Annotated in this window: 29 protein-coding genes; 20 read left to right on the plus strand and 9 right to left on the minus strand. The window is 57.1% G+C overall.

Annotation, left to right across the window (positions count from 1 at the left end):
• Window positions 1-68 precede the first annotated feature (68 nt).
• Window positions 69-632 carry an FkbM family methyltransferase gene (locus ACW9UQ_RS14930; RefSeq protein WP_458931820.1) on the plus strand — a complete coding sequence of 188 codons (564 nt, stop codon included), beginning with the start codon at window positions 69-71 and terminating at the stop codon, window positions 630-632.
• Window positions 633-695: 63 nt separating this feature from the next.
• Here ACW9UQ_RS14930 and ACW9UQ_RS14935 read toward each other — a convergent pair whose 3' ends face one another.
• The 4 genes from ACW9UQ_RS14935 to ACW9UQ_RS14950 are packed head-to-tail and all read right to left on the minus strand — an operon-like array spanning window position 696 to window position 4,205.
• Complete coding sequence (locus ACW9UQ_RS14935) at window positions 696-1,097, minus strand: pseudoazurin (protein WP_458931821.1); 402 nt, start codon at window positions 1,095-1,097, stop codon at window positions 696-698.
• Window positions 1,098-1,152: 55 nt separating this feature from the next.
• Window positions 1,153-1,944 carry an ABC transporter ATP-binding protein gene (locus ACW9UQ_RS14940; RefSeq protein WP_458931822.1) on the minus strand — a complete coding sequence of 264 codons (792 nt, stop codon included), beginning with the start codon at window positions 1,942-1,944 and terminating at the stop codon, window positions 1,153-1,155.
• Window positions 1,941-3,005, minus strand: a complete 1,065-nt coding sequence (locus ACW9UQ_RS14945; protein WP_458931823.1) for a FecCD family ABC transporter permease — start codon at window positions 3,003-3,005, stop codon at window positions 1,941-1,943. The genes ACW9UQ_RS14940 and ACW9UQ_RS14945 overlap by 4 nt, the downstream gene beginning before the upstream one ends.
• A 45-nt stretch (window positions 3,006-3,050) precedes the next feature.
• Window positions 3,051-4,205 (minus strand): ABC transporter substrate-binding protein, encoded by a 1,155-nt coding sequence (locus tag ACW9UQ_RS14950; protein ID WP_458931824.1) that lies wholly within the window; start codon window positions 4,203-4,205, stop codon window positions 3,051-3,053.
• A gap of 182 nt (window positions 4,206-4,387) precedes the next feature.
• On the opposite strand from ACW9UQ_RS14950, the gene ACW9UQ_RS14955 reads away from it, so the two are divergent.
• The 9 genes from ACW9UQ_RS14955 (at window position 4,388) to ACW9UQ_RS14995 (ending at window position 11,331) form a co-directional block, all read left to right on the plus strand.
• Window positions 4,388-4,981 carry a hypothetical protein gene (locus tag ACW9UQ_RS14955; RefSeq protein WP_458931825.1) on the plus strand — a complete coding sequence of 198 codons (594 nt, stop codon included), beginning with the start codon at window positions 4,388-4,390 and terminating at the stop codon, window positions 4,979-4,981.
• Window positions 4,982-5,138: 157 nt separating this feature from the next.
• On the plus strand, window positions 5,139-5,612 hold the full coding sequence (locus tag ACW9UQ_RS14960) for a Dps family protein (RefSeq protein WP_458931826.1): 474 nt from the start codon (window positions 5,139-5,141) through the stop codon (window positions 5,610-5,612).
• A 128-nt stretch (window positions 5,613-5,740) separates the two neighbouring features.
• On the plus strand, window positions 5,741-6,682 hold the full coding sequence (locus tag ACW9UQ_RS14965; RefSeq protein WP_458931827.1) for an iron chelate uptake ABC transporter family permease subunit: 942 nt from the start codon (window positions 5,741-5,743) through the stop codon (window positions 6,680-6,682).
• Between the two features lie 16 nt (window positions 6,683-6,698).
• Window positions 6,699-7,460 (plus strand): ATP-binding cassette domain-containing protein, encoded by a 762-nt coding sequence (locus ACW9UQ_RS14970; protein ID WP_458931828.1) that lies wholly within the window; start codon window positions 6,699-6,701, stop codon window positions 7,458-7,460.
• A 154-nt stretch (window positions 7,461-7,614) separates the two neighbouring features.
• Window positions 7,615-7,758, plus strand: a complete 144-nt coding sequence (locus ACW9UQ_RS14975) for a DUF1826 domain-containing protein (protein WP_458931829.1) — start codon at window positions 7,615-7,617, stop codon at window positions 7,756-7,758.
• Complete coding sequence (locus ACW9UQ_RS14980) at window positions 7,758-8,054, plus strand: DUF6525 family protein (protein WP_458931830.1); 297 nt, start codon at window positions 7,758-7,760, stop codon at window positions 8,052-8,054. The genes ACW9UQ_RS14975 and ACW9UQ_RS14980 overlap by 1 nt, the downstream gene beginning before the upstream one ends.
• Before the next feature lie 250 nt (window positions 8,055-8,304).
• Window positions 8,305-9,189, plus strand: coding sequence for an MBL fold metallo-hydrolase (locus ACW9UQ_RS14985; protein WP_458931831.1), 885 nt, complete (start codon window positions 8,305-8,307; stop codon window positions 9,187-9,189).
• 9 nt (window positions 9,190-9,198) lie between these two features.
• Window positions 9,199-9,549 (plus strand): protein tyrosine phosphatase family protein, encoded by a 351-nt coding sequence (locus tag ACW9UQ_RS14990; protein WP_458931832.1) that lies wholly within the window; start codon window positions 9,199-9,201, stop codon window positions 9,547-9,549.
• Between the two features lie 3 nt (window positions 9,550-9,552).
• Window positions 9,553-11,331, plus strand: coding sequence for a SulP family inorganic anion transporter (locus ACW9UQ_RS14995; RefSeq protein ID WP_458931833.1), 1,779 nt, complete (start codon window positions 9,553-9,555; stop codon window positions 11,329-11,331).
• A gap of 25 nt (window positions 11,332-11,356) precedes the next feature.
• On the opposite strand, the gene ACW9UQ_RS15000 is transcribed toward ACW9UQ_RS14995, so the two are convergent.
• Genes ACW9UQ_RS15000 through ACW9UQ_RS15010 form a run of 3 tightly spaced genes read right to left on the minus strand, consistent with a single transcriptional unit; the run spans window position 11,357 to window position 13,214 of the window.
• Entirely contained in the window at window positions 11,357-12,418 is a 1,062-nt protein-coding gene (locus ACW9UQ_RS15000) for a YeeE/YedE family protein (RefSeq protein ID WP_458931834.1), read from the minus strand.
• Between the two features lie 28 nt (window positions 12,419-12,446).
• The gene (locus tag ACW9UQ_RS15005) at window positions 12,447-12,794 is read right to left on the minus strand and encodes an ArsR/SmtB family transcription factor (RefSeq protein WP_458931835.1); all 348 of its coding nucleotides are present in this window, start codon (window positions 12,792-12,794) and stop codon (window positions 12,447-12,449) included.
• A gap of 42 nt (window positions 12,795-12,836) precedes the next feature.
• Entirely contained in the window at window positions 12,837-13,214 is a 378-nt protein-coding gene (locus ACW9UQ_RS15010) for a hypothetical protein (RefSeq protein WP_458931836.1), read from the minus strand.
• A gap of 92 nt (window positions 13,215-13,306) precedes the next feature.
• Here ACW9UQ_RS15010 and ACW9UQ_RS15015 point away from each other — a divergent pair, with 92 nt between their 5' ends.
• The 7 genes from ACW9UQ_RS15015 (at window position 13,307) to ACW9UQ_RS15045 (ending at window position 17,925) form a co-directional block, all read left to right on the plus strand.
• Entirely contained in the window at window positions 13,307-14,047 is a 741-nt protein-coding gene (locus tag ACW9UQ_RS15015; protein ID WP_458931837.1) for a cytochrome c biogenesis CcdA family protein, read from the plus strand.
• Between the two features lie 57 nt (window positions 14,048-14,104).
• Window positions 14,105-14,665 carry a thioredoxin family protein gene (locus ACW9UQ_RS15020; RefSeq protein ID WP_458931838.1) on the plus strand — a complete coding sequence of 187 codons (561 nt, stop codon included), beginning with the start codon at window positions 14,105-14,107 and terminating at the stop codon, window positions 14,663-14,665.
• A gap of 165 nt (window positions 14,666-14,830) precedes the next feature.
• Window positions 14,831-15,304, plus strand: coding sequence for a sulfur oxidation c-type cytochrome SoxX (soxX, locus tag ACW9UQ_RS15025; RefSeq protein WP_458931839.1), 474 nt, complete (start codon window positions 14,831-14,833; stop codon window positions 15,302-15,304).
• A 29-nt stretch (window positions 15,305-15,333) separates the two neighbouring features.
• Window positions 15,334-15,732 (plus strand): thiosulfate oxidation carrier protein SoxY, encoded by a 399-nt coding sequence (soxY, locus tag ACW9UQ_RS15030; protein WP_458931840.1) that lies wholly within the window; start codon window positions 15,334-15,336, stop codon window positions 15,730-15,732.
• A 16-nt stretch (window positions 15,733-15,748) separates the two neighbouring features.
• Window positions 15,749-16,078: a thiosulfate oxidation carrier complex protein SoxZ gene (soxZ, locus tag ACW9UQ_RS15035; RefSeq protein ID WP_458931841.1), complete on the plus strand. Its 330-nt coding sequence runs from the start codon at window positions 15,749-15,751 to the stop codon at window positions 16,076-16,078.
• A gap of 23 nt (window positions 16,079-16,101) precedes the next feature.
• Window positions 16,102-16,935 (plus strand): sulfur oxidation c-type cytochrome SoxA, encoded by an 834-nt coding sequence (gene soxA, locus ACW9UQ_RS15040; RefSeq protein ID WP_458931842.1) that lies wholly within the window; start codon window positions 16,102-16,104, stop codon window positions 16,933-16,935.
• Window positions 16,936-17,421: 486 nt separating this feature from the next.
• On the plus strand, window positions 17,422-17,925 hold the full coding sequence (locus ACW9UQ_RS15045) for a type IV secretion system DNA-binding domain-containing protein (protein WP_458931843.1): 504 nt from the start codon (window positions 17,422-17,424) through the stop codon (window positions 17,923-17,925).
• Window positions 17,926-18,041: 116 nt separating this feature from the next.
• On the opposite strand, the gene ACW9UQ_RS15050 is transcribed toward ACW9UQ_RS15045, so the two are convergent.
• On the minus strand, window positions 18,042-18,722 hold the full coding sequence (locus ACW9UQ_RS15050; RefSeq protein WP_458931844.1) for a hypothetical protein: 681 nt from the start codon (window positions 18,720-18,722) through the stop codon (window positions 18,042-18,044).
• Window positions 18,723-19,544: 822 nt separating this feature from the next.
• Window positions 19,545-20,735 (minus strand): serine hydrolase domain-containing protein, encoded by a 1,191-nt coding sequence (locus ACW9UQ_RS15055; protein ID WP_458931845.1) that lies wholly within the window; start codon window positions 20,733-20,735, stop codon window positions 19,545-19,547.
• Between the two features lie 535 nt (window positions 20,736-21,270).
• On the opposite strand from ACW9UQ_RS15055, the gene ACW9UQ_RS15060 reads away from it, so the two are divergent.
• From ACW9UQ_RS15060 to rpsD, 3 genes are all read left to right on the plus strand, one after another.
• Window positions 21,271-21,726, plus strand: a complete 456-nt coding sequence (locus ACW9UQ_RS15060) for a hypothetical protein (RefSeq protein ID WP_458931846.1) — start codon at window positions 21,271-21,273, stop codon at window positions 21,724-21,726.
• Between the two features lie 360 nt (window positions 21,727-22,086).
• Entirely contained in the window at window positions 22,087-23,373 is a 1,287-nt protein-coding gene (locus ACW9UQ_RS15065) for a DEAD/DEAH box helicase (protein WP_458931847.1), read from the plus strand.
• A 172-nt stretch (window positions 23,374-23,545) separates the two neighbouring features.
• A complete protein-coding gene (rpsD, locus tag ACW9UQ_RS15070; RefSeq protein WP_458931848.1) occupies window positions 23,546-24,166 on the plus strand; it encodes a 30S ribosomal protein S4 in 621 nt (206 codons plus the stop codon).
• The last annotated feature ends 195 nt before the right edge of the window (window positions 24,167-24,361 follow it).

A 24,361-nucleotide genomic window follows, 5' to 3' on the forward strand; every position in this document is an offset into this window, starting at 1 on the left:
TTTGATCATCCCAATGATTTGGACTTCCGTGAAACGGCTCTTTCGCATTCGTTTGCTCCTTCAAAAGGTTGAGCAAACTCTACATCAGAACGAGGGAAGTTTCGGGGGGCAGGTCAGGTCGTAACCCTGATGCGACCCTAAGGTGTGAGGCTGTCGGAGCTGAACCCGGAACGCTGGATCTTTTCGTGAATTCGGACAATCCGACCATCACAACCGCCTCACGCGCGTTGATGGAGGCGGCCAATACCTCCGAGCAGTGGCTTGGCCAGAATTGGGACGACAGAATTCGGGTCCCGGTGACAACTCTGGATTACCTGATTGCGGCCTATGGCGCGCCCGATTTCGTAAAGATTGACGTTGAGGGGTTCGAGCTTGATGTGCTCATTGGCCTGACCCATCCCGTGAAGGCATTGTCCTTTGAGTTCACGGTTATCCAGAGGGAATTGGCGCTGGGCTGCCTTGCCAAACTGTCAGAACTTGGCCCCTACGAGTTCAACCTGAGCTTGGGGGAAGAGCATCGCCTGAGATATCAAAGCTGGGTGAGTGCAGGGCAACTGGGCCAAGCCATCATGGCGCTGCCGCCCGAGGCGAATTCCGGCGATATTTTTGCCCGGCTGAACGGTCAGCAGTAGCCCCTTGTTCGATTGACTTTCAAAGCCTTCAAGGCGCTGCAGCTTTGGCACGCAAAGAAGCCGTCAGGCGCTGACCTCTTCCAACAGTCGCCGAAACGCGCGGCGTGCTGACCCCGGATGCCTGACCTTCCGCACCTCTGCAAGGTTCGACAGATCATTGCCGACGATGATCAGGCCAACCATGCCAGCCTCATAATGCGGCAGGCACAGGTAGCCATAGATGCCCGGCACGGTGAGCGTTAGGGTCACTTCCTCGTCGATACCGCCGTTCCAGGGCTCCGCCCCTTCGGGGACCATGCCCCGTTTGGAGGCGCTGTTGTGGCCGGACTGCGACGGAAGAAACGTCACGCTGTCGCCAATATCCACCCGCAGGATAGAGGGTTCAAAGACATTGATGACATTGGTGTCATTGCAATCTGCATTCAGCATCATAACGCCATGAGAGGTGCCGTCGGTCTTTGGCACCGGGCAAGCCCATGCGGCCGAGCTTGCGGCGAGGGCGCCCAGGAAAATTAGTGTTTTACGACGCGTATGCATGAACGATCAGCTCCTGTCTTGGGCCTTGGGTTACTTCGGTTTCGACACCATAAATCCGGCTGATGGCATCCGAGGCCAGAACATCCGCAGGTGCCCCTTCGGCCATGACCTGACCCTCGCCGATCAGGATCATTCGGTCGGCAAATCGCGCGGCCAGATTCAGATCATGCAAGGCGACCAATCCGATGGCGTTCCGGTTTTGCATCGCGCTTCTGATCCGCGACAGCACCTCAAGTTGATGTTTGAGGTCCAGCGCCGAGGTCGGCTCGTCGAACATGTAGACTTCCGAGTGCCGGATCAGGGCCTGCGCGACAGAAACCATCTGTGACTGGCCACCGGAAAGCTCTCCGACATAGGCCTCGGACAGATGCCCGATCCCGGCGGTTTCAAGCACCTCTCCGACGGCGGTCATGTCGCTTGAACTGACACGCCAGCCTTTCAGCTGCTTGTGGGCCATCATGACGGCATCAAAGACCGTCAGGGCGGCATTGGCGGAAAAGAACTGCGGCATGAAACAGACGCGCCGCAACCGCTCGCGGGCGGGGACGGTCGCAAGATCTGTGCTATCCAAGGATATCTGGCCCGCAGCTTGTTTTTGCAGGCCCGCGATCAGCCGGAAAAGCGTCGATTTTCCCGCCGCGTTCGGCCCGATCAGCGCGGTCAGTTGGCCAGCCTCCACCGGGCCGAAATTGATATCGCGAAGCACGGGATGCCGCCCGTAGGAAAAGGCAATCCCTTTGGCAGACAGACCCGTCTGATTTGCAAGCTCGGTCATCGCCAATGCCTCCGGCGTTGTCCCAGGATCAGCAGAATGAAGAACGGAATGCCGATAAGGGATGTGATCATCCCGATGGGATAGACGATGCCGGGGGTGATGGCCTTTGAAGCGATGGACGTTCCGGACATGATCAGCGCACCGCAAATGGCCGAAAGCGGCAGAAAGCCGCGTTGATCCTCGCCGACAATCATTCGTGCGATATGCGGGCCAACCAGGCCGACAAAGGCAACCGCGCCAACAAAAGATACGGCGACGGCTGACAGCAGGGAAACGCCAGCCAGAACGCCCAGGCGCAGCAGAGGGACGTTCACGCCAAGGGCGGCGGCCTTATCCTCGCCCATGCGCAATGCGGTCAACGCCCAGGCGAGGCTCATGAAATAGGGCAGGACGACCAACAGGAGGACAGCGCACACTGCCAGCTTTTCCCAGGACGCGCGCGCCAGTGAACCAAGCTGCCAGAAGATCAGTTGCGCCAGTTGCAATTCGGACGCGCCATATTGCAGGAAGGCCAGAAGCGCGTTGAAGGTAAATAGCATGGCGATCCCGACCAAGATCATCGCCTCGGGCGTTACGCCGCGCAGCCGTGTGAACAGGAACAAAAGGCACGAGGTTCCCATCGCCAAAACAAAGGCGTTGACCGTGACGAAAAGCCCTGCGGTGCCGGGGATGACCGACCAGCCCAGGACGATGGCAAGGGCCGCGCCAAAACTGGCCGCCGAGGACAGGCCAAGTGTAAACGGGTCCGCCAGCGGGTTGTCGAGAATGGTCTGCATCTCGGCCCCGGCTACCCCCAGCATCGCACCGACCGCAATCGCCATCAATGCGATGGGCAGGCGCAGTTGCCAGACGATGACATCCTCTTTCGGTGTGGCGGAGGCCGGATCAATGATCACCCCGGCAACGCGCCAAAAATCCAGACTGGCCGGACCGGTGGCTACATCCAGCACCACCAGCGCAAAAAGAATCAGTCCGGCACCGGCAACAAGGGCCACGCGGCGCAGGCCGCGGCGTTTATATGCAGCAACAAGGTTGCTGGCATCCAAAGGTACATCTGTCATGCTGAAAACTCCCCGCCCCCTGAAACCGGAGGCGGGGATATCCTTTTAGGTTTGACCCAGGGAAACCCAGAACTGGCCCGATGGTTCAAACGGCAGGAACCTTTCGTGCAGTTCTTTCCACGTCGCCTCGGGGTCAAGGTCTTCGAAGTCCTCAGGGTGCAGCCATTTGGCCAGCTGCTGGACCGCAATGAAGTGATAGGGCGAGTTGTAGAACTGGTGATAGATGGAATGCATCCGCCCCTCTTTCACCGCCCGAAGTTCCGAGAAACCGTTCCGCTCTGCCAGCGACTGAAGGTTTGCGGCATTCTTGGCCGGATCGGCATCATATCCCAAAAGGGTTGCGGTCACTTCGGGTTTGGCCTCGGCCCAGTTGGCACCGGTCTGAACCAGCACGTCAGGGTCGGCTTCCAGTATCCCCTCCAGGTTCAGTTCAACCGAATAGGCATCCGCAAGGGTCGAGCCATAATTGACACCACCGGCCAGTCCGACGAAACGCCCGTAGTTATAGGGCCCGAAGGAGTTGCAGCAAAAGTCAGGCTGCCAGCCAGCTGCATTTTCCACGACGACAAGCGGGCGGTCCTCAGCCGGGATCTGATCCACGATATTCGTGACACGCCGCATCTGCGCCATATAGAAATCGATGAACTCTGCAGTGCCTTTTTCTTCCCCAAGGACACGGCCAAGCACCAGCAGCGATGGCACTGTGTTTTCGGTGGCGTTGCGGCGGAAGTCGATGAACACGACATCGACACCGGCCTGATCAAGCTTTTCGATCAAGCCGGTTTCCTCGGCCTTGAACAGGTTGCCGATATCCAGAAGCACGAGGTCGGTCTCAGCTTCCAGCACCGCTTCGATGCTGAAATCACCCGCATAGGGGTTGCCGAAATTGATCTGCCGCTCCGCATCTTCGGGGAAGGCCTGCTTGAACTTGCGGTAGGCATCGGGATCGTAAAGGATAAGGTCATCCTTCCAACCAACGATTTTTTCGAAAGGATTGCCTTCGGTAACGGCGGCGATGGCGTACATCATCCGGCCTTCGCCAAGAATGATGCGGTCAGGCATTTCGTCCAGCGTGACGGTGCGCCCGGCAACGTCGGTCAGCGTAATAGCTTCTGCTTGGGCATGACCGGCTTGCGCGAAGATAGCCGCGCTGGCTGCAATGGCACCAAGGAAGCCGCGTGCGGATGTCATAAGCGACATTACGGTCTCCTGATGGTTTGAACAACGGCAGTTTGCATAAGCTTGGAGGAAAACCAAGTCTTTTTATCGGAAATATATATTTAAGTGGTGGTGGTTCGCTAACGCCGGGTTTTTATCTGATTGGGCGATGTCTTAGATCTTGATTTAAAACGCTTTCACGGCAGCCGATGGAGCCTTGCAGCATGGCGGCAACAAAACGAGGCTGCTGTCACTGCAGCCTCGATACTGGCGCTATGTGTCAGGATTGCTATGCCATGATTACCCAAACGGCACTAAAGTTTAGCGCCCCTCTCAGTTTCACAACAAAGCGACTTGTCCTATCTGGAAAACCAACTATTCTTGTTGGGTATAAGGGGAGACTCGTGATCGCTCAGCTCAAACACTCCGGCCCTGTAACAACAGGCCTAGGTCTGCCGCTTGATATAGAAACGCTCGAACATCTGCGCGGTATCGCTGGCGATTGCCGGTGTCAGGCACGGCTGGATTTGTTCCGGGCCTGTGATCTTTTAGCGGTTAACGAGAACCGCGCGGCTGACGGTTATGCGGTTGCTTTGATTCGAACACTGCCCCAAGCGATTGGTCGGCCTCCGGTGCTAAGGCAAGCTGGGGCATCGCCGAGTTTTGACGAAATCTGGCTCTTGCGGCTTTTGGATCGGGCGATTGCAGACGATTTTGATAGTCTTGCCTTTTTGGTTCATAGCCGCGTTTCGGCATATCAGAGGCGTGCTTTTGTGTTTCTTATCAAAGGCCTCGCGCAGCGCATCGACGCGCTATAATAATTCCTGACAAAAATACTTCTGTTAACCCTTTGATTTTTTTACATTTATTGTGTTGAAACCTTCAGGCCCGGCTTCTATATGAGATCACAGCCAGCCACGATGGGTCGTCCCTTCCAGCCAGCCATACAATTTAGTATCTGCTAAGGAGGCCGTGATGTCACAGACCGCGACCAATCTATCCCCCGACGCTGTCAGTGAAATCGCTGAAGCTCTGACGCAGTCGGTTGCTGAAACTGTTGTAACAACGATGCTGGCGCAGAACTTCCACTGGAATGTCAAAGGCATGGCCTTTGGCCCGCTGCATGCGCTGTTTCAGGAAATTTATGAAGATCATTTCGTTGCACAGGACGATCTGGCCGAGCGTGTTCGCCAGATCGGTGCCCATGCCGAGGGCCGTCTTGCCGTCATGCTTGAGCGGTCCAAGGTGAACGAAGCCGATGGAACGCAAAGCGCGCAGGATATGATTGCACAGCTTGCCGAAGCACAGCGCACCGTTGCCGCGACACTTGCCGGTTGTGCCGATGTGTCTGAGCGTCACGGCGATCTACTGACCCAGGACCTGTGCATCGCACGTGGTCAGGTTCATGAGAAATTTGCCTGGTTGCTGTCGGCCCATTTGGAAGGCTGAAAAAACCCTCAGGCTTTGACCTCAAAAGTCCCGCCCTTCGCTGGCGGGACTTTTTTGTGGCGGGGTTCTCAACCCCTTTCTTGCGGCACTTTTTGGCATAGGCCTGAACGCCCCGCGAAAGCATGCCAATGGTTGAACGCCGCTTTTTCCTGCTGGGCGGACTGCTGGCCGCGTCCATTGCGCTGTTCCTGCTATGGGGGCTACGCGCGCCATTTGGATTTATTCTGTCGCTGAGAGCAGAGAAGCTGGCGGTTTTGATCCTTGTTGGCGCGGCCAGCGGGGCGGCCACGGTGATCTTTCAGACTATCGCCGCCAACCGATTGCTGACACCAAGCATCGTTGGCTTTGACAGCCTGTTCGTGTTTCTTCAAACCATGCTGGTGCTGATCCTTGGCGGCGTGGGCTACGCTGCCCTGCCTGCATTGCCAAAATTCGCGGCCGAGACCGTCTGCATGATGCTGGGGGCTATGACCCTGTTCGGTCTTTTGTTCCGTAAAGGGGCAGAGGATATCACCCGCATGATCCTGACCGGCGTTATTCTGGGAATACTGCTGCGGGGATTGGCCGGATTTGCGCAACGCCTGCTGGAACCGTCAGAGTTTGCCGTTGTGCAGCAGGCCAGCATTGCCAGTTTCAACGCGGTAGAAATCGAAAAGCTTTGGATTGCGGGGCTGGTGATGGGGGTTGCGTTGGTTGCGGCCTGGTTGATGTCAAAGGAATTCGATGTCGCAACGCTTGGGCGAACCAAGGCGCGGACTTTGGGTCTGGGGCATGACAGGTTGGTTTTGTATGGGCTTGGGCTGGTGGCCATCCTTGTTTCCACCTCGACCGCGCTTGTTGGGTCGCTGGCTGCGTTTAGCTCTGCGACGTTTCTGGGCCTGCTCGCGGCCAGTTTAGGTCGTTACGCTGTGCCTGACAGCCGGCACGCAATCCTGATCTCGGTTGCCAGCCTTATCGGGGCCATCATACTGGTGCTTGGCCAAGCTGTTTTTGAGCGCCTTCTCGGCCTGCAGTCGGCGCTGTCCATTGTTGTAAATTCGCTGGGGGGCTTTTGTTCCTGGCATTGGTAATTCGGAGTCGTTCTTGATGATCGAGGTGGAAAACCTGACGGTTGAACGTGGTGGTGTTGAGGTTCTAAGCGGTATCAATTTGTCGGTCCCCAAAGGCAACCTGACCGCGATTATCGGGCCGAACGGTGCCGGGAAATCCACGCTATTGTATTGCATCGCCGGTCTGCTGCGCCCGCAAAGCGGTGTGGTGCGGGTAAATGGCGAAAACATCCATCAGATGGCCGAGCAGGCCCGCGCCTTGTGTTTATCCTTGCTGACCCAAAGCACAAGCGTTGTCCCAAGGTTAACGGTCCGCGATCTGGTGGGGTTTGGCCCTTGGCCGCATCATCGTGGACGGCCAACCGCCAAGGATCTGGACATTGTTTCGGACGCGCTGGACCGCTTTGGCCTGTCACACTTGGCGGAACAAGAGGTCGCCTGTTTGTCCGGGGGGCAAAAACAGCGCGCCTATATCGCCATGACCTATGCGCAATCGACGCCCTGGATGCTGCTGGACGAGCCGCTCTCGGCGCTCGATCCTAAGTTCAGCCGCGATATTATGGACCGGCTGGTACAGGTGGTCTCGGATCCTGAGACCCCAAGAAATGTTGCGCTTGTGCTGCATGACCTGCAAACCGCAGCGCGTGACGCAACTTGGGTTATTTGCATGAAAGACGGGCGTGTCCTTAGCCATGGGGCCAAGGACCGGGTGCTGAGCAGCGAAAGCCTTAGCGCGCTTTATGACACCAAGCTGACCCTGACCCAGGCAGAGGGGCAATCGGTGGTTCTGGCGGGATAGCGGGCCAAGAGGGATGACTTTCTATATACGCTCTTGTGGAGTGTAATGTTATTACATATATTCTGGCTTTATGATTGAATGAGGCAGGTGAAAATAGGTCAGAACGCAAAACGGGTTTACCGCAGGCCTGGACGACCCCGACCCGATCCATACCGTGCCGACCCTGCTGCGCGGTACGCTTTGGCCAGCGGAACTGCACGCGAAGTTTCTGCACCGCTCACCGCCGATAGAAGGCAGGGGCGAAGCGCGGCTGGTGCTGGTTCTTAATCCCATGACACAGCCCAAGGAAGAGATCTGATGTCCCGAAACAGGGGCCGTACCAGCCTGAAATGCAAACGGCGGTCGGCTGATCCGATGCGCGATTATGACCGTCTCCCGGCGGAGTTGCGCGGCTGGCTGGCCTCTGCCGTTTTGCCCTGGCGCCCGCAATCGGTCCGCCGGGCCTATGACCGCGCTGTGGCGCGCACACAAAATCCGGCGCAGGCTCTGCGGGAGTTGGACCGGCTGCAGGCGCAGCTTGTGGCGCGGGATGCCGGAAAGATCTGGGGGATGGCGCATCCTGTGGCAATGGATCTGGAACGCGCAGTGGGATGATCGTCATTGGCGATCACACATGCGCATGACCAAATTTACCTAAGTGCTAAGTGCCGCGCGAATTTGCTAAGTTCCTCCCGCTGGTGCGCCATGATATTGAGGCTTTGTTGACCCGCTTGCGTGAGGCATAGACTTTTACGTTTGTCGTCGCCTCGCGCATGGGGGTATTCATCGCACAAGGCTGTCCTCGGGACTGTTGCATAAGACGTAACCATAGGTCCCAAATACCGGGCAAATAGAGGATCTGGAGATGAGTAGCTATCCCGTTGATATGACCATCAAGCCCGAGGTGGAGGCATTCTTTGACCCTGCCACCAACACGATCAGCTACATCGTCAAGGATCCAAACTCGGATGCCTGCGCCATCATCGACAGTGTGATGGATATCGACTATGCCGCTGGGCGCATCACCTATGATCATGCAGATGAACTGATCCGCCGGGTGCAGGCGCGTGGCTTGAATTTGGAATGGATCATTGAAACCCATGTCCATGCGGATCACCTGTCCGCTGCGCCATACATTCAGGATAAGCTTGGCGGCAAGATTGGCATCGGCTCAAAAATCCAGATGGTGCAGGACACGTTCGGCAAAATCTTCAACGAGGGCACGGAATTTCAGCGTGACGGCAGCCAGTTCGATGCCCTGTTCGAGGATGGCGATACCTATATGGTCGGCACGATGCCAGCATTTGCGATCTACACCCCGGGTCATACACCGGCCTGCATGACCCATGTCATGGGCAATGCGGCCTTTGTTGGGGACACATTGTTCATGCCCGATGGCGGCTCGGCCCGGGCGGATTTCCCTGGGGGGGATGCTGGCACGCTCTATGACAGTATTCAGAGGGTGCTGGAGCTGCCGGATCAGATGCGTTTGTTCATGTGCCATGATTATGGCCCGAACGGTCGCGATATCGCCTGGGAAACGACGGTGGGCGAGGAAACAGCTCATAACATCCATGTTGGGAGCGGCAAAACGCGTGAGGAGTTTATCAAGTTTCGCACGGAACGCGATGCAACATTGGCAATGCCGAAGCTGATCATACCCTCGTTGCAAGTGAATATGCGCGCCGGTGCCGTGCCCAAGGACAAGGATGGCCGTCCGATGCTGAAAGTGCCGGTAAACGGGTTGTAAGGGCAGGGGATGGAATTACGATATTTGACTGAGCAACTGGCCGTCAGTGGCCAGATCACACCCGAAGATGTTCCGGCATTGGCAGCACAAGGCATCCGAACGCTGATCTGCAATCGCCCGGATAACGAGGCGCCGGATCAACCCGCCTTTGCCCTGATTGCAGCGGAAGCTGCCAAGGCTGGGGCTGTTGCGCATTATTTGCCCGTGACCTCGGGCGCTGATCTGCCGGATCAGGTTCAGGCATTTGCGGATATTCTGGAAAACGCGCCCGGCCCCGTGCTTGCTTATTGCCGCAGTGGGGCGCGCAGCACTGCATTGTGGCAGATGTCTCAGGACTTGCCGGGCCGCGTGGCTGGTTAAGCCATGCGCGGCTCTCTCAGCAGTTTGCAGCGGTTTCTGCCGATCCTTGACTGGGGGCGGCGCTATGATCGCACCGCATTGTCGGGCGATCTTATCGCGGCGGTGATCGTCACCATCATGCTGATCCCGCAATCGCTGGCTTATGCGATGTTGGCGGGTCTGCCGCCCGAGGCTGGGATCTACGCCTCTATTCTGCCGATCATGCTTTATGCGCTCTTTGGTACCAGCCGGGCGCTGGCGGTGGGGCCGGTGGCTGTGGTGTCGCTGATGACGGCGGCGGCAATCGGTGAAGTCGCGGCGGCTGGGACTGCGGGGTATGCTGCAGCAGCGCTGACGCTGGCGGCGATGTCCGGCGGGATGCTGTTGTTTCTGGGGGTTTTTCGGCTGGGTTTTCTGGCCAACTACCTGTCGCATCCGGTCATTGCGGGTTTTATCACAGCCTCGGGCATGCTGATCGCGGTCAGTCAGCTTAAGGGGATCCTCGGCATCCGGGCCGAGGGCCACACGATGGTGGATATGGTCCGGTCGCTGCTGGCGCATCTGCCGGAAGTCAATTTGCCAACCCTGATCATTGGCGTGCTGGCCACGGCATTTCTTGTTTGGGTCCGCAAGGGGATGAAACCGCTGTTGCTGCGACTTGGGCTTGGCCCGCGGGGCGCGGATGTCGGGACCAAGGCGGGGCCGGTGGCCGCTGTGGTGGTCTCGACGCTGGCGGTTTGGATCTTGGGGTTGGAGGCAAAGGGCGTTGCCATTGTCGGTGAGGTGCCGCAAAGCCTGCCGCCGCTGACCTGGCCGCCATCTCATTGGGATCTGATCGAGGCACTGTTCCTGCCCGCACTTCTGATTTCGGTCATCGGTTTTGTGGAATCGGTTTCTGTTGCGCAGACTCTGGCGGCGAAGAAACGGCAGCGGATCGATCCGGATCAGGAACTGATCGGGCTGGGCGCTGCGAATATAGGGGCAGCCCTGACTGGGGGATACCCCGTGACCGGTGGGTTTGCCCGCTCGGTCGTGAACTATGACGCTGGTGCTGAGACACCTGCAGCGGGGGCGTTCACTGCGGTCGGGCTGGCGATTGCAGCGGTCGCATTGACGCCGCTGATCCATGATCTGCCAAAGGCGACACTGTCTGCGACGATCATTGTTGCGGTGCTCTCGCTGGTGGACTTTTCCATTCTACGCCGGGCCTGGGCCTATTCCCGCGCTGATTTTGCGGCGGTCCTGGCGACGATTCTGCTGACCCTGATTTTTGGTGTCGAGGCTGGTATATCGGCCGGTGTGACCCTGTCGATCGGTTTGCATCTGCACAAGACCTCCCGCCCGCATGTGGCCGAGGTGGGGCTGGTGCCCGGCACGCAGCATTTTCGCAATATAGACCGGCACAAAGTGCTGATTGATCCCAGGCTCCTGACCATCCGTATCGACGAAAGCCTGTATTTTGCCAATGCGCGGTTTCTGGAAGACACGATCTATGCGCGCGTGGTCGAGGATTGCCCGATATGCAATGTCGTTTTGATGTGCTCTGCGGTGAATGAGATCGATCTGTCGGCATTGGAATCGCTTGAGGCAATCAATGAGCGGCTGCAGGAGGTGAAGGTTCAGTTGCACCTTTCGGAGGTTAAGGGGCCGGTGATGGACCGGCTTGAGGCGACGCATTTTCTAAGGGATCTGACTGGGCGCGTGTTCCTGTCTCAATACGATGCCTTTCAGGCCCTCAGTGATGAGGCTGCGATACGACCGGTTGATGATCCTCTGCCCTTAACCGAGCACAGCACTGTGTAGGGTGGGTTTAAACCCACCCTACCGCTCAGGTCGTGAGGCTGCCGCCCAGATTGCCGTGGATCAGGTGTCGCAGCCCAATGGCTGTTCCGAGAAAGATCGCCACAAACACGACCGGGGCGCTGTAAGCCATCACCGAAAATGCCGAAAGGCCCTGACCGATGGTACAGCCCATGGCCGTTACGGCCCCGGTGCCCATCAAAAACGCGCCCAGCAATTGCCTGCGCAATTCGCGCGCATCTTCGCACGCCTCCCACCGGAATTGTCCCTTGGCCAGTGTGGCCAGAGCCGCCCCCAGAACGACACCTGTAACGGACCCCACCCCGAAATCCAGCCGGTTTCCCGATGCGGTCATCAGATAAAGCAGAGATTCGCCCAGTGGTGCAGCATAGCTGTGGGCGGATACGGGTTCCGCGTCAAAGCCGTTATCGGCGATCCATTGCGTTCCGGCCCAGGCGGAAATTGCCGTCAGTCCGACCAGAATGCTCCAGAATATCGCGCCAGGATTTTGACGCAGGCCCCGACCGGCCAGCATGGCCGCAGCGATCACCAGGCCGGTTCCAATGCCAATAGCGGTGACGGAGCCGTCGGTGATCTGTGCGGCCAGATGCACCAGCCCCGGCACCTGGTCTGCGGATGCGGAAGGAAACAGCCAGACCCGCAGCATCGCCGTTGGCCCGGAAAGCGCCATATAGGCTGACACCGCCATAACCAACGCCACAACCAGCGCCTTCATATCGCCGCCACCCGCCCGGGCCAGCGCGCCATAGCCACAGGTTCCGGCCAGTGCCATGCCATAGCCAAACATCAGCCCGCCTGTAATGGCTGCAAGCGGATTGAAGGCTTGTGCGAGATAGATTGTCTCTTCGACGCGCAACCATCCCGCGCCGATCAAAGCGAAACTGCCAGTCATGGCCACACCGATGGCAAGACCCCACATTCGCATCCGCGTGTTGTTTTGTGCATAGAGGCTGTCTTCGATGGCACCCAACGTACAAAACCGCCCAAGCCGGGCTGCCAGCCCCAAAGCGATGCCGCCGCCTAGGCCGATCAGCGCTGCAAGCTGGCCGTCGCTTAAAAAGTCCATCATGCCTCCCTGCGGATCAACCGAAAGGGCATCAGGTGTCAGCAGGCTCGTCCGCGCAGAACATATCGTAGATGATCTCGATGATGCGGCGCGGACGGTCGTCGGTCAGGCTGTAGAAGATGGTCTTGCCCACGCGGCGAGATTTCACCAACCCCTGCAGCCGCAGGCGGGCCAGTTGTTGCGAGACTGCGGCCTGCCGGGCCGACAGAAACCGCTCCATCTCGGTGACGGATTTCTCACCGGTCAGCAGATAGCATAGGATCAGCAGCCGGCTTTCCTGGCCCAGGGCCTTCAGGAACTCCGCCGCCATGGTGGCATTGGAGACGATCTTCTCAAGTTCGTCTTGGGTGATATCCTCGGACAGGACCGGTAGCGCCATGGGTTTTCCTTCTTTGTGGCCAGCGATCCGGCCTCATCCGCCTCAGGTCTCGCGTTTCTGCCAGGGCAGGTCGCCTGCAGGCAGGTCACGCAGCATCTGGCCGAGCAATCCCCAGAAAAAATCTTCGCCCGGATACCCTTCGATCCGGCCGATTTCTTCACCTTCATGCACCAGAACGAATGTCGGCGTGAAGCGTACCGGCTTGACCCGTTTCAGGTCGTCCGGACGGTCGTCGCGGATATTCAGGCGACGCAATGGGGCAAGCTTGCCTTCGGCGGTCTTGGGATAGACGGGACCGATCTCTTCGTTCCAGCGGGCGCACCAGTGGCATCCGGTTTCCTCAAACATCAGCAGCTCCGCGGCACGCAGCGGAGTGGCCAGTGTCAAAACCAAAGCTGTTATCACAGCAAAAACGCGCATCTGCCAGCCTCCGACCGTCATTTTGTTTGACGCAATCCTGTCACACAATCTAATAAGAATATGTTCATTAATCAAGCGAGGGCAGGGTTCCGGTGTTTGATATTTCTTTTGGCTATGCGTTTTTTGTCGGACTGCTGTCGTTCCTGTCGCCCTGCATTCTGCCCATGGTGCCGTTTTACCTGGCCTATATGGCGGGGGTGTCGATCAATGAATTGAATGATGATGCCCCGCTGCCGCCGGGAACGCAGCGCCGGGCGATCCTGACGGCGGTTTTCTTCGCGGCAGGGGTGACCACGACCTTTATGGGCATGGGCGCGACCGCGACAGTTTTTGGCCAGTTGGTCCGTGAGTGGTTCGATGTCCTGAAATACGCTGCCGCCGCGATCATCGGTCTGATGGGGCTGCACTTTCTGGGTGTGATCCGCATCGGCATTCTGAACCGGCAGGTCGGCGGTGCATCTGCTGCGCAAGCCGACTGGACGCTGTTTGGGGCTTATGTCATCGGGCTGGCCTTTGCCTTTGGTTGGACGTCCTGCGCCGGACCGGCACTGGCAGCGATCCTGTCGATTGCCTCCGCAGAGGCTTCAGCGATGAAGGGCGCGCTGCTGCTGGCGACATTCGGTATCGGTATGACGCTGCCTTTCGTGTTGGCCGCGATTTTTGTCGGGCCTTTCCTGCGCTGGTCCAAAGGGTTCCGCAAGCATTTGGGCGCGGTGGAAAAGGTGATGGGGGCGCTGCTGATCATCTTTGCCCTGTTGATTGCGACCGACAGTATCAATCACATCGCTCAGTTCCTGCTACGTATCGCGCCAGATATTGGCGTTCTGAAATAGTGCGCCAGAGGCGCCTTTGTCATCGCCGGAAACCGGCCCTTGAAACGGAGGAATGATATGCGTTTTATCCCCTTCTTGACTGCTTTGATCCTGGCCGCTGGGTCCGTCTTTGCCGCCGATCTTGGCGATGATGGCCTGCACAAGGCAGAATGGATGCAGGATACCTTCAAGGACCTGCGCGAAGATCTTGAGGAAGCCAACGCCGCAGGCAAGCGTCTGGCGGTGATCATCGAACAGCGTGGCTGCATCTATTGCGACAAGATGCATGAAGGGGTGTTCCCGAACGAAGCGATCGACACGCTGCTGAATGAGAAGTTCTTTGTTGTGCAAATCAACATGTTCGGGGATGTCGAAGTGACCGATTTCGACGGCGAGACGCTGACCGAGAAAGCCTTGGTTCGCAAATGGGGCGTCCTGTTCACACCGGCCATGCTGTTCTTCCCTGAAGAAGTGCCCGAGGACATGTCAGCGGGCCGGGCTGCGGTGACCAAGATGCCCGGTGCATTTGGCAAGGAAACCACCCGCAACATGCTGACCTGGGTGCTGGAAAAGGGCTATGAGGGTGATGAGAGTTTTCAGAAATACCATGCCCGAAACCTGACAGTCGGCCAGGATTAGAAGCAGGGCGGGCAGAGCGTTCGGATAATCAGCGGCTGGGGCGGTCCCATAGCGTAATGGACGGCTTTAGATAAACAAATTCGCCGATGATAATTTGTTGTGGACAGTGCGACGGTTCTCACCTTAAACTTTCGTACGATAAGAGCCAAGTCTCGGGAGGACTGCATGAGACACAGCCCAGCCGCTCTGGTGTTGTTTATGACATTGGCCGCACCGGCTTTTGCGGACACGACCTTGCCAAATAACGTAACCTATGAGGATGGCGTCGTTGCGCAGTCGCTGACCGGTACGCCGGGTGACGCAACCAACGGAAGCGCGATCTTCAACAAGGGTGCTGGCAACTGCATCGCTTGCCATCAGGTTTCGGCCCTGTCCGATCTGCCCTTCCAGGGCGAAGTGGGACCGACGCTTGATGGCGCTGCAGATCGCTGGACCGAGGCAGAGCTGCGCGGGATCGTGGCCAATGCCAAGATGATGTTTGATGGTACTATGATGCCATCTTTCTACAAAACCGAAGGCTTTATCCGTCCTGGCGATGCCTATACCGGCAAGGCGCCGGAAGCGCCGCTTGAGCCGCTTCTGTCTGCGCAGGAGATCGAGGATGTGGTCGCCTTCCTGATGACCCTGAAAGAGGAATGAAACAGATGGAGCTTTCACGACGCTAGATCATGCTTATCGGCAGTGGAGCCGTTCTGGCCGCGGGTTTGACCCCGTTGGCTGTGCTGGCCAAACCCCTGCCTGAAGCAATGGAAGAGTTCACCGGTGGTGCGGATGTTGCCGATGGCGATATCGATCTGACCACGCCGGAGATCGCTGAGAACGGCAACACCGTCCCGGTCGAGGTTTCGGCCCCAGGTGCGAAAATGGTCGCCATCTTTGCCGAAGGTAACCCCGAGGCAGATGTTGTGATCTTCAAATTCGGCGCACTGGCCGGATCGCAATCCGCCTCGACCCGGATTCGTCTGGCCAAAACCCAGAACGTGATCGCGGTGGCACAGATGGAGGACGGTTCGTTCCGCCGGACGGCCAATGAGGTCAAAGTTACCATTGGCGGCTGCGGCGGCTGAGGACAGGAGAGAGAACATGGCAGACGGTGTAAAACCCTGCGTCAAAGCCCCGAAATCCGCAGCCGCGGGTGAGGTGGTCACCATCAAGACCCTGATCAGCCACAAGATGGAATCTGGTCAGCGCAAGGACAAAGAGGGAAATATCATCCCGCGGTCGATCATCAACCGGTTCACCTGCGAGTTTAACGGCGAAATGATCATCGACGTGGATATGAAGCCCGCGATATCCACCAACCCGTATTTCCAGTTTGATGCAAAAGTGCCCGAAAGCGGCAGCTTCAAGCTCACCTGGTACGATGATGACGGGGCCGTCTACGAAGACGAGAAAAACGTAAAAGTCGCCTGACCGGGACCACTGGGAGGAATATAATGAGCAAGCCGATCCTGATCGCAGCGCTCGCCGCTTTGGCCTTTCCGGCCTTCGCGGATGAGGATGCTGAACTGGTGATCAACGAAGAGATCAAGCTAGTCACAAAAACCGATGCCCCGGCGCATCTTGAAAACCTCGACACCATCTATTCCGGCTGGCTGTTCCGTTCTTCGGAAACTCAGGCGCTGCAAATGGATGATTTCGATAACCCGGCGATGATCTTTGTCGACCAGGCGATTGATCTGTTTTCCGAGGTGGATGGCGCAGCCGGTAAATCCTGTGCCGATTGCCATCAGGAGCCTGAAAGCTTCACCGGTCTGCGGACCAAGATGCCTAAGGTGAACGAGGACGGCGTGTTGTGGTCGATGGAAGACTACGTCAACAACTGCCGGACCGAGCGTATGGAGGCCGATGCCTGGAAATGGTCTGGGGCTGACATGCAGGGCATGGTTGCCCTGATCGCGCATCAGTCCCGCGATATGCCGATGGATGTAGATATTGACGGTCCCGCTCAGTCTTACTGGGAAAAGGGCAAGGAGATGTACTACACCCGTTACGGCCAGTTGGAATTGTCTTGTGCCAATTGCCACGAGGACAATTACGGCAACATGATCCGCGCCGACCATCTGAGCCAGGGTCAGACCAATGGGTTTCCAACCTATCGTCTGAAACAGGCCAAGTTGATCTCGCAGCATAACCGGTTCCGTGGCTGTATTCGCGACACGCGGGCCCACACATTTGCCGAAGGCTCGGACGAGTTCCGCGCGCTTGAGCTTTATGTTGCTTCCCGCGGCAACGGGCTGTCGGTCGAAACTCCGGCCGTGCGCCAGTAAATATTTGCCGGGGTCCTTCGGGGCCTCGGCATCCCGCCGGCCATCTTTCTGTCGGAAGGCACTGGTCCCTGTTTTGGGGAAGGGTGTCCCGCCGCGGGACATACGGAACCCCATTAAAAACAGCAACAGGCAAAGGCACTTGCTATGCAGAAAATTGTAGGCAGGTGCAGAACGATGTAGGAACGCGTGTTTCCGATAGGCACAAAACTGACACAACAGGATCGTGCTTTGTTCCTCTGTTGAAGTCGCGGGAACCGGCACCGGGCAAAGAAAAAGCCGCCAGTAGAGTTGCACCTCTAGCTGACGGCAATGAAAAGTCTATCGAACCCAATAAATACCAAGCATGCCACCGTTTCGCAAGCTTTGCGGGAGGTGTTTCGACATGAGCATCACCGCCACACATCAGGGTTTACCTTCACACATAGTCGAAGCCCTATTAGGTGAGTTGCTCACCTTCACCAGCAGTCCACGAAAGAGGAAAGAAGCATGATCACTCAAGAAGACGACGTGGCCGCCCGCCGTGCAGGCCTAGAAGCGCAGGCGCAGTTTCGAAAGTTCATGTTCAAATTTGGTGTGATGCCGTGCGTAGGGCTTGCAGGTCTTGGCTTCCTTATGGGACTGGTTGGCGCGAATGACTATTCTGGCTGGCCCGGCGTGTTCATGATCGCTCTTGGCGTCATTTTTGGCGGGATCGCCGGGCTAATCTGCCTGACAGCTCGCACAGGACGGCCTGCCATCCAGCGTCGCCACAAGGGCGGTGCGCAGGTCAGCCGCATGGGCGCTCCAATGGAAGCCGAAGGGGTTCCGCTTGGCAACGTCCGAATGCCCGAGCATTTGGAATCGTTGCATATGCTGATTGAAGGAGCCACTGGAACGGGCAAGACCCAGCTTCTCAAGAACATTGTCGCGCAAGCGCTAATAACCGACTTCCCGAACTCCGCTGTCATGTTCAAGAGATGGCTTACGGCTGAGAGCGAAACAATACACTAGCGCCGGATCGGCCATTTGGACAACATACAGAGAAGGTCTTCAGTTAGCCCAAACTGACTGATGCTGAATTTTGTACGAATGGGAGCTGTCGGGAAGAGTTTTCGATGCAACTTTACTCACATGGTGTGGTGATCGTCGTCATCATGGTCGCCGTGTCTGTGGTCTTCCGCATCATCATCGAAGAACGAACCCCCGCTATGGGATGACGACGGTGAGGACTCAGCGTCCGTAGAAGGCTCCGAGATTCCCTCCAAGCCCGAGTCACTGTCGCTTGGTTCGGTATCTGATAGCGATCCAGACAGATCGCCGAGCGAGTTGAGCATTTCCATCACGCACTGCCCTGCTAAATCCACTGCGTCATCACCCATGGTACGAGGGTCGAGATCATAACTGGCAAGGCAACCACCGTTGATAGCCTCGGCCAGGAGCTCTCCTGCATCTTCGTAGCTTAGCCCAACACTTCTGGCGTAGTCTCCAACGACGTTACCCACGGCATTGTTGTACTCGTCCCTCAAAGAGTCCGTCATCTCAAAATCTTCGGAAGTAAGCTCCTTTGCCCATCCAAAAAATTCCGCTACGCGATTTCCGAAGTTGAAGGTAAGTTCGAAGCTTGCATGAGCGTGAACGAAAGAATTGTAGTCAACTTCTAACCGATCCTGGCTTGGATCTTCGTTTACAAAGTCGCGGGTGTCGATGTCGTACTTCTCTGCGAATTCTTCGGCCCTATTTTCGAACACATTCAGTACATCCGCGAATAATCCCTTAGCAGCATCGTAGATATCATCAACAAATTGCATTTGCTGAGCCCCGGAGCATGATTATAGCAATACTTATTATGACGACGCACATTAGAAAGCCGTCAAACTTTCGATTCGGAACACTGTTCTTCAGTATGTGCCTGATGAAAAGAAGCAGAAAGCCAGAGAGCCATATGAGAAAGCTGACTATCGACAAAAAATCGTTGAGGCTACCGCACCTGAAAGCCCAATACAGCGAAATAATTTGAACGAACGAGATGGAAACAAGAAGGGCTATATATGCGTTAGCGGGGGAGTCGAAGGAATCATATTCGATGCCCCAAGTTGCGAGATACACCGGAATCGCACCTATTAAGGAAATAACCCACAGCGCAAGAATCTTTCTTCTCACGATCAAGTAAGATCGTGCACGTTTCGAGGATCGTGTCCGAAGCTCTGCTAGCTTGGAATTGAGTGTTTTTCGATGAACATCGCTTACGGTCATGATCACATTTCTTTAGATAACACTTTCTGTTATTGGTTTCTTTTGACGGCGTACCGCTGACTGATAGAAACCTAAATCGCACCTTAGTACCACCGCAGAGAATGGCGGAAAAGTCCTCATCTTGATCCTCTACAGGTTTATGATGCAGCAGCAGGTGTACGTATAAAACCCGGCATTTGAGACTTGTCCCGTACATGGGGTTGACCGTGCTGATGGGGTACGCAAGCCTCGTCGCAAGCCCTATAGTCGTGACGAGACGACTCGAGGTTTTTGGCTTTTCTTGAGCGTTGCTTGGCTTTTATGTTCAGCTGACCGGACAGATGTTTTAGGGCGGCGCGGGTCACTTCGCGCCGCCCTGGCTTGTCCTAAAAGCGGCTCTATCCGGTGACGGCGGTGATCGCCTTTCTTAGCGCGACATCCCTTGGATCGAGATCAACGCCCAGACCGATCCGATTGGTGACGTAGCCATAGCCCAGACCGATTTCAGGATCTGCATATCCAAGCGCACCACCAGCCCCGGGCGTGCCAAATGCGCCTTTGTGGCCGAATCTGAAGTCATCAAACGGTTTCATGAAGCCAAGCAGATATCTTGCGTCGCCTCTTAGCACCTCGTCAAAGAACCCGCGCGATGGCGGCACCGAGGGCGCTGTCAGTTCCGCAAGAGTTTCCTGTTTCAGCCCAAGTGTTGTCCCACCGGTTGCAAATTCGCCATACGCCTTTGCGATGGCACGCGCCGTGCCGACGCCGCTGCCGGATGGAACCTCTATCTCTCGGGCGTAGATGTGGTCCTTGTCCATAACGACGCCAGTCCCTGGGTTGACGAGGCTGGCCCGAAATGCGGCTGACCAGGGGTTCATCATCGCCAACACCATTGGCAGCGGGTAGCCGAAAATCGACTTGATGAGTCCTTCCATCTTAAGCGGTGCTAGACGGGTGTTGGGAATGCTTGCGGGCAGGCCGATATAGAACTCCACATCCAACGGGCCTGCGATCTCTTCGGCGAAGAACTGACCCAGGCTGCGGTGCGACGGGTCAACACGACGCAATATCTCTGCTGCGTAAAAGCCCAGAGAAAGCACATGATAAGCATTTCGGGTGCCAGCTGGCCATTGCGGCTTTTCCCGTGCCATGATTGCGGCCAGCCGATCCGGATCGGCGATTGTCTGACGATCAACCTTTTCGTGAAACGCATGCAGGCCCGCCTGATGTGACAGCACCTGACACACTGTGATCGCGTCTTTGCCATTCTGCGCAAATTCGGGCCAATAATCGGCGACCGGGGCTTCGTAATCAAGCCAGCCGCGGGAATGCGCAATGGCCAGGGTCATTGCCGCCATTCCTTTGGTTACGGAAAAGACGATGACCATCGTGTCTTCTTCCCATGGGGTGCCTTGTTCCGCGTCACGGATACCCCCCCAAAGGTCAACGACTTTCTGACCTTGAAGATATACGCTGCAGGCTCCGCCCAATTCGCCCCTGTTCAGCAGGTTTTCTTCAAACGCGGTTCTGACCGGCATGAACTCGGGGGCTGTGTAGCCCTGGACGACCGGCTTTGACGAGATTTCCATCAACCAAACCTCAGTTAAAGCGTTTCGGGATAAACCTGAGACAAAGGATTATCCCGAAACGCGGTGAAAAGCCTATATGGCGTACGCGTTTCGATTTTATGTAATGTCTCAAGATAAACTCGAAACGCTTTAGTGTCATGATACAGCATCTTAATCCGATGAAGTGTCTGTGCATTGAGATGGCTCAAACGATAGCGGCGTTTCTGAAAGGCTGTCGATGGTAGGAGCGCACCCTAGCCGCGTGCGCGAAGGTTCAGCATGGGACAAATCAGGGATCGGATTATCGCGTAAGCAAGCCGATCAGAACGCTCCGGCCCAGTAAGGTACGAGCAGCTGGGCTGTATTTGAACATGCTCGTTTCTGCCGGGGTCAGCGGCATTGCAGTGGTCATCCGTTTGATTGGCAGATTTCCCGATAGGTTTGCCCGTTATGTGGTAGACCTTGGCCAATGTGTCATGCGAATAACCTGAAACATCCAACGCTGCCTGATATCTCAGGTATGTCGCGAGACGCGATAACTAAACCGGGGGCGCAAATGGCGCAGGGTAACTGGAAGGTCGGGAGCGGCAAGATGGGCTTTATGCGGCCATTGATTGGTCGATGGGTTGCTATTGATCCCGATACGCCGATGGGAAAGGTCCTCTGTGAGCGGGCTTATGAGGAAATCCTGGATGGGAAGTTTATCCGCCTGATTGCCGACTGGGATATAGGCGACGGCAAAAAGACCTATCAGGAGGTGGCGCATTACGGTCTGAACCGCGATGGCACGCCCGCCTTCTGGTCCTTTACCAGCGATGGCGGGACCGCGTATGGCGAGGTCGCCGATGTCTCGGGCATGGATGCCGAGGCGAAGGGATTTCACGCTGAAATGCCATCCGGACTTGCGCGCTTTGGCTTTTGGCCCGATGGGGCGGGGATGGTTTGGGCGGCGGATGCGCAGACGAAAAAGGGCTGGTCTTCGATGATCAGGCATCAGTGCGAGCGGGTTTAGAGGTTTTGCTGCGGTTGGACAGGCCCGGCCAGGATCGGCGATCTTAAAATCAGCTTACCCTTGACTTTCCCCCCTGAACGCCCGACATACGCCCTGCACGTTGATAGGGCTGCCGCGTGAGCAGTCTGCGCCCGAAGAAGAAAAACAAGGTCGCGCTGTCCGTGTATCAGCCAAAAGGGGCAGGTCCCCAAAGGCACACCAGGTTCCTTTTTCACGCGAGGTTCTGACGATCTGACGGTTTGTGCAGCATGGGGTTGCACGGGCGCGTTCATGTCGAACCGGCGCGTGCGGCTTTACCAATCCGCATGTTCTGACCACCACCGGGTCCGCAATGGGCGCCCCGGTTGAAAGGCTTTTGTTTTGACGACGTTCAAAGACCTTGGGCTGCGTGACGCAGTTCTGAAATCCCTTACGGCGCAGGGGTATGATGCGCCGACCCCGATCCAGAAACAGGCGATCCCGCTTGTGCTGGAGGGGCGCGATGTTATGGGTCTGGCACAGACCGGCACCGGTAAGACGGCGGCCTTTGGCCTGCCGCTGGTTCATAACCTTCTGGGCGGGGCGCAAGGTAAGCCGTTGCCTAAAACAGTGCGCTCTTTGATCCTTGCGCCAACGCGTGAGTTGGCAAACCAGATTGCGGAAACGCTGAACAACTTCACCCGGCAGACGCCGCTGAAGGTAACGGTTGTTGTCGGCGGTGCGTCGATCCGCAATCAAATCCGCAAGCTGGACAAGGGCACGGACATTCTGGTGGCCACGCCTGGGCGTTTGCTTGATCTGGTTGATCAGCGCGCGGTCATTCTGGAAACAGCGACGTTTCTGGTTTTGGATGAGGCCGACCAGATGTTGGATATGGGCTTTATCAAGCCGCTGAAACGGATCGCCGGTCTGATCGCCCGTAAACGCCAGACGATGCTGTTTTCGGCCACCATGCCCAAGGCGATGGAGGAACTTTCCACTGCGTATTTGCGTGACCCGGCCAAGATCGAAGTCGCGCCGCAGGGTAAGGCGGCTGACAAGATCACCCAATGCGTGCACTTCTTGGAACAACCAGACAAGACAACTTTCCTGAAAGAGTTGCTGTCCGAGCGCCCCGAGGATTTGTCACTGGTTTTTGCCCGCACCAAGCATGGCGCGGAAAAGCTGATGAAGTCGCTGGTTGCCTCGGGCCTCAAAGCCGCCTCGATCCACGGCAACAAAAGCCAGGGACAGCGGGACCGGGCGATCCGCGATTTCCGTGATGGCAAGGTGCGCGTTCTTGTGGCCACGGATGTTGCGGCACGCGGGATTGATATCCCCGGGGTCAGCCATGTCTATAACTATGATCTACCCGAGGTTACGGCCAACTATGTCCACCGGATCGGTCGAACCGCGCGTGCGGGGGCCGAAGGTGAGGCTGTCGCGTTCTGCGGCGCGCATGAGGTGCTGTTGCTGCGGGATATCGAGCGCCTGATGAAGATCAGCGTGCCGGTTGCTTCGGGCGAGGCACCGGTGCCGCTGAAGCAGAAGAAACCGCGCCGGGGCCGGGGTGGTGGACAAAAGGTTGCGCAGGGGCAGGGCAAGCCTGCTCAGGCAACCACGTCCAAGCCGAAGCGTCGCCGCAATCGCCGCAGATCCGGCGGTGGCGGGCAGCGTCAGGCGGCCTGAGCATTGACAGGGGGCGTTAAACCCTTATAACGCCGCAATCTCTCGCCTCAGCGCGAGGGTTTTGTTGGTGTTGGTGGCCCTCGCAAGGGGATGCCTGTCGGCCCGAAAGGGCAAAGGACAACGCCCTTCATAGCAGGCCCCGGCCTGCGCCTAGAAAGAAGGAGATCAGACGGTGACCAAACGCACCTCTGCCAAGTATAAACTCGACCGCCGGATGGGCGAAAACATCTGGGGTCGTCCGAAATCCCCGGTTAACCGCCGCGAATATGGCCCAGGCCAGCACGGCCAGCGCCGCAAGGGCAAGATGTCCGATTTCGGCCTGCAGCTGCGCGCCAAGCAGAAGCTGAAAGGCTATTATGGCGATCTGACCGAAAAGCAGTTCCGCCGCATTTATGCGGAAGCCGAGCGTGTCAAAGGCGACACCGGTGAAAACCTGATCGGCCTGCTGGAGCGCCGCCTTGACGCTGTTGTCTACCGCGCCAAGTTCGTGCCGACCGTTTTTGCCGCACGCCAGTTCGTGAACCATGGCCATGTCCGCGTGAACGGCCAGAAGGTCAACATCCCCTCCTACCGCGTGAAGGAAGGTGATGTGATCGAGGTTCGTGACCGGTCCAAACAGCTGGCGATCCTGCTGGAGTCGGTTCAGTTGCCAGAGCGTGACGTGCCCGATTATCTGAATGCCGACCATTCCAAGATGACGGCAGAGTTCGTTCGGACCCCAGGTCTGTCCGATGTGCCCTATCCGGTGATGATGGAACCGAACCTGGTCGTCGAATACTACGCTAAGAACTGACTTAGCCACGCTTGTTGCCTTAGTTTGGGCCGCGGTCTTTCGCGGCCCTTTTCTGTTGTGATAGATCTTTCAAGAAAAAGCTAGAGCGCCGTCCTTGAAATCTGAATCGGTGGGATTCCCACGATGCGGATTTTGTGATTCACTATATTTGGAGGTGGAACATGGGCAAATCGCTATCACTGGATATTCGGGAGC

It is taken from the genome of Halovulum sp. GXIMD14793 (genome assembly GCF_054457435.1).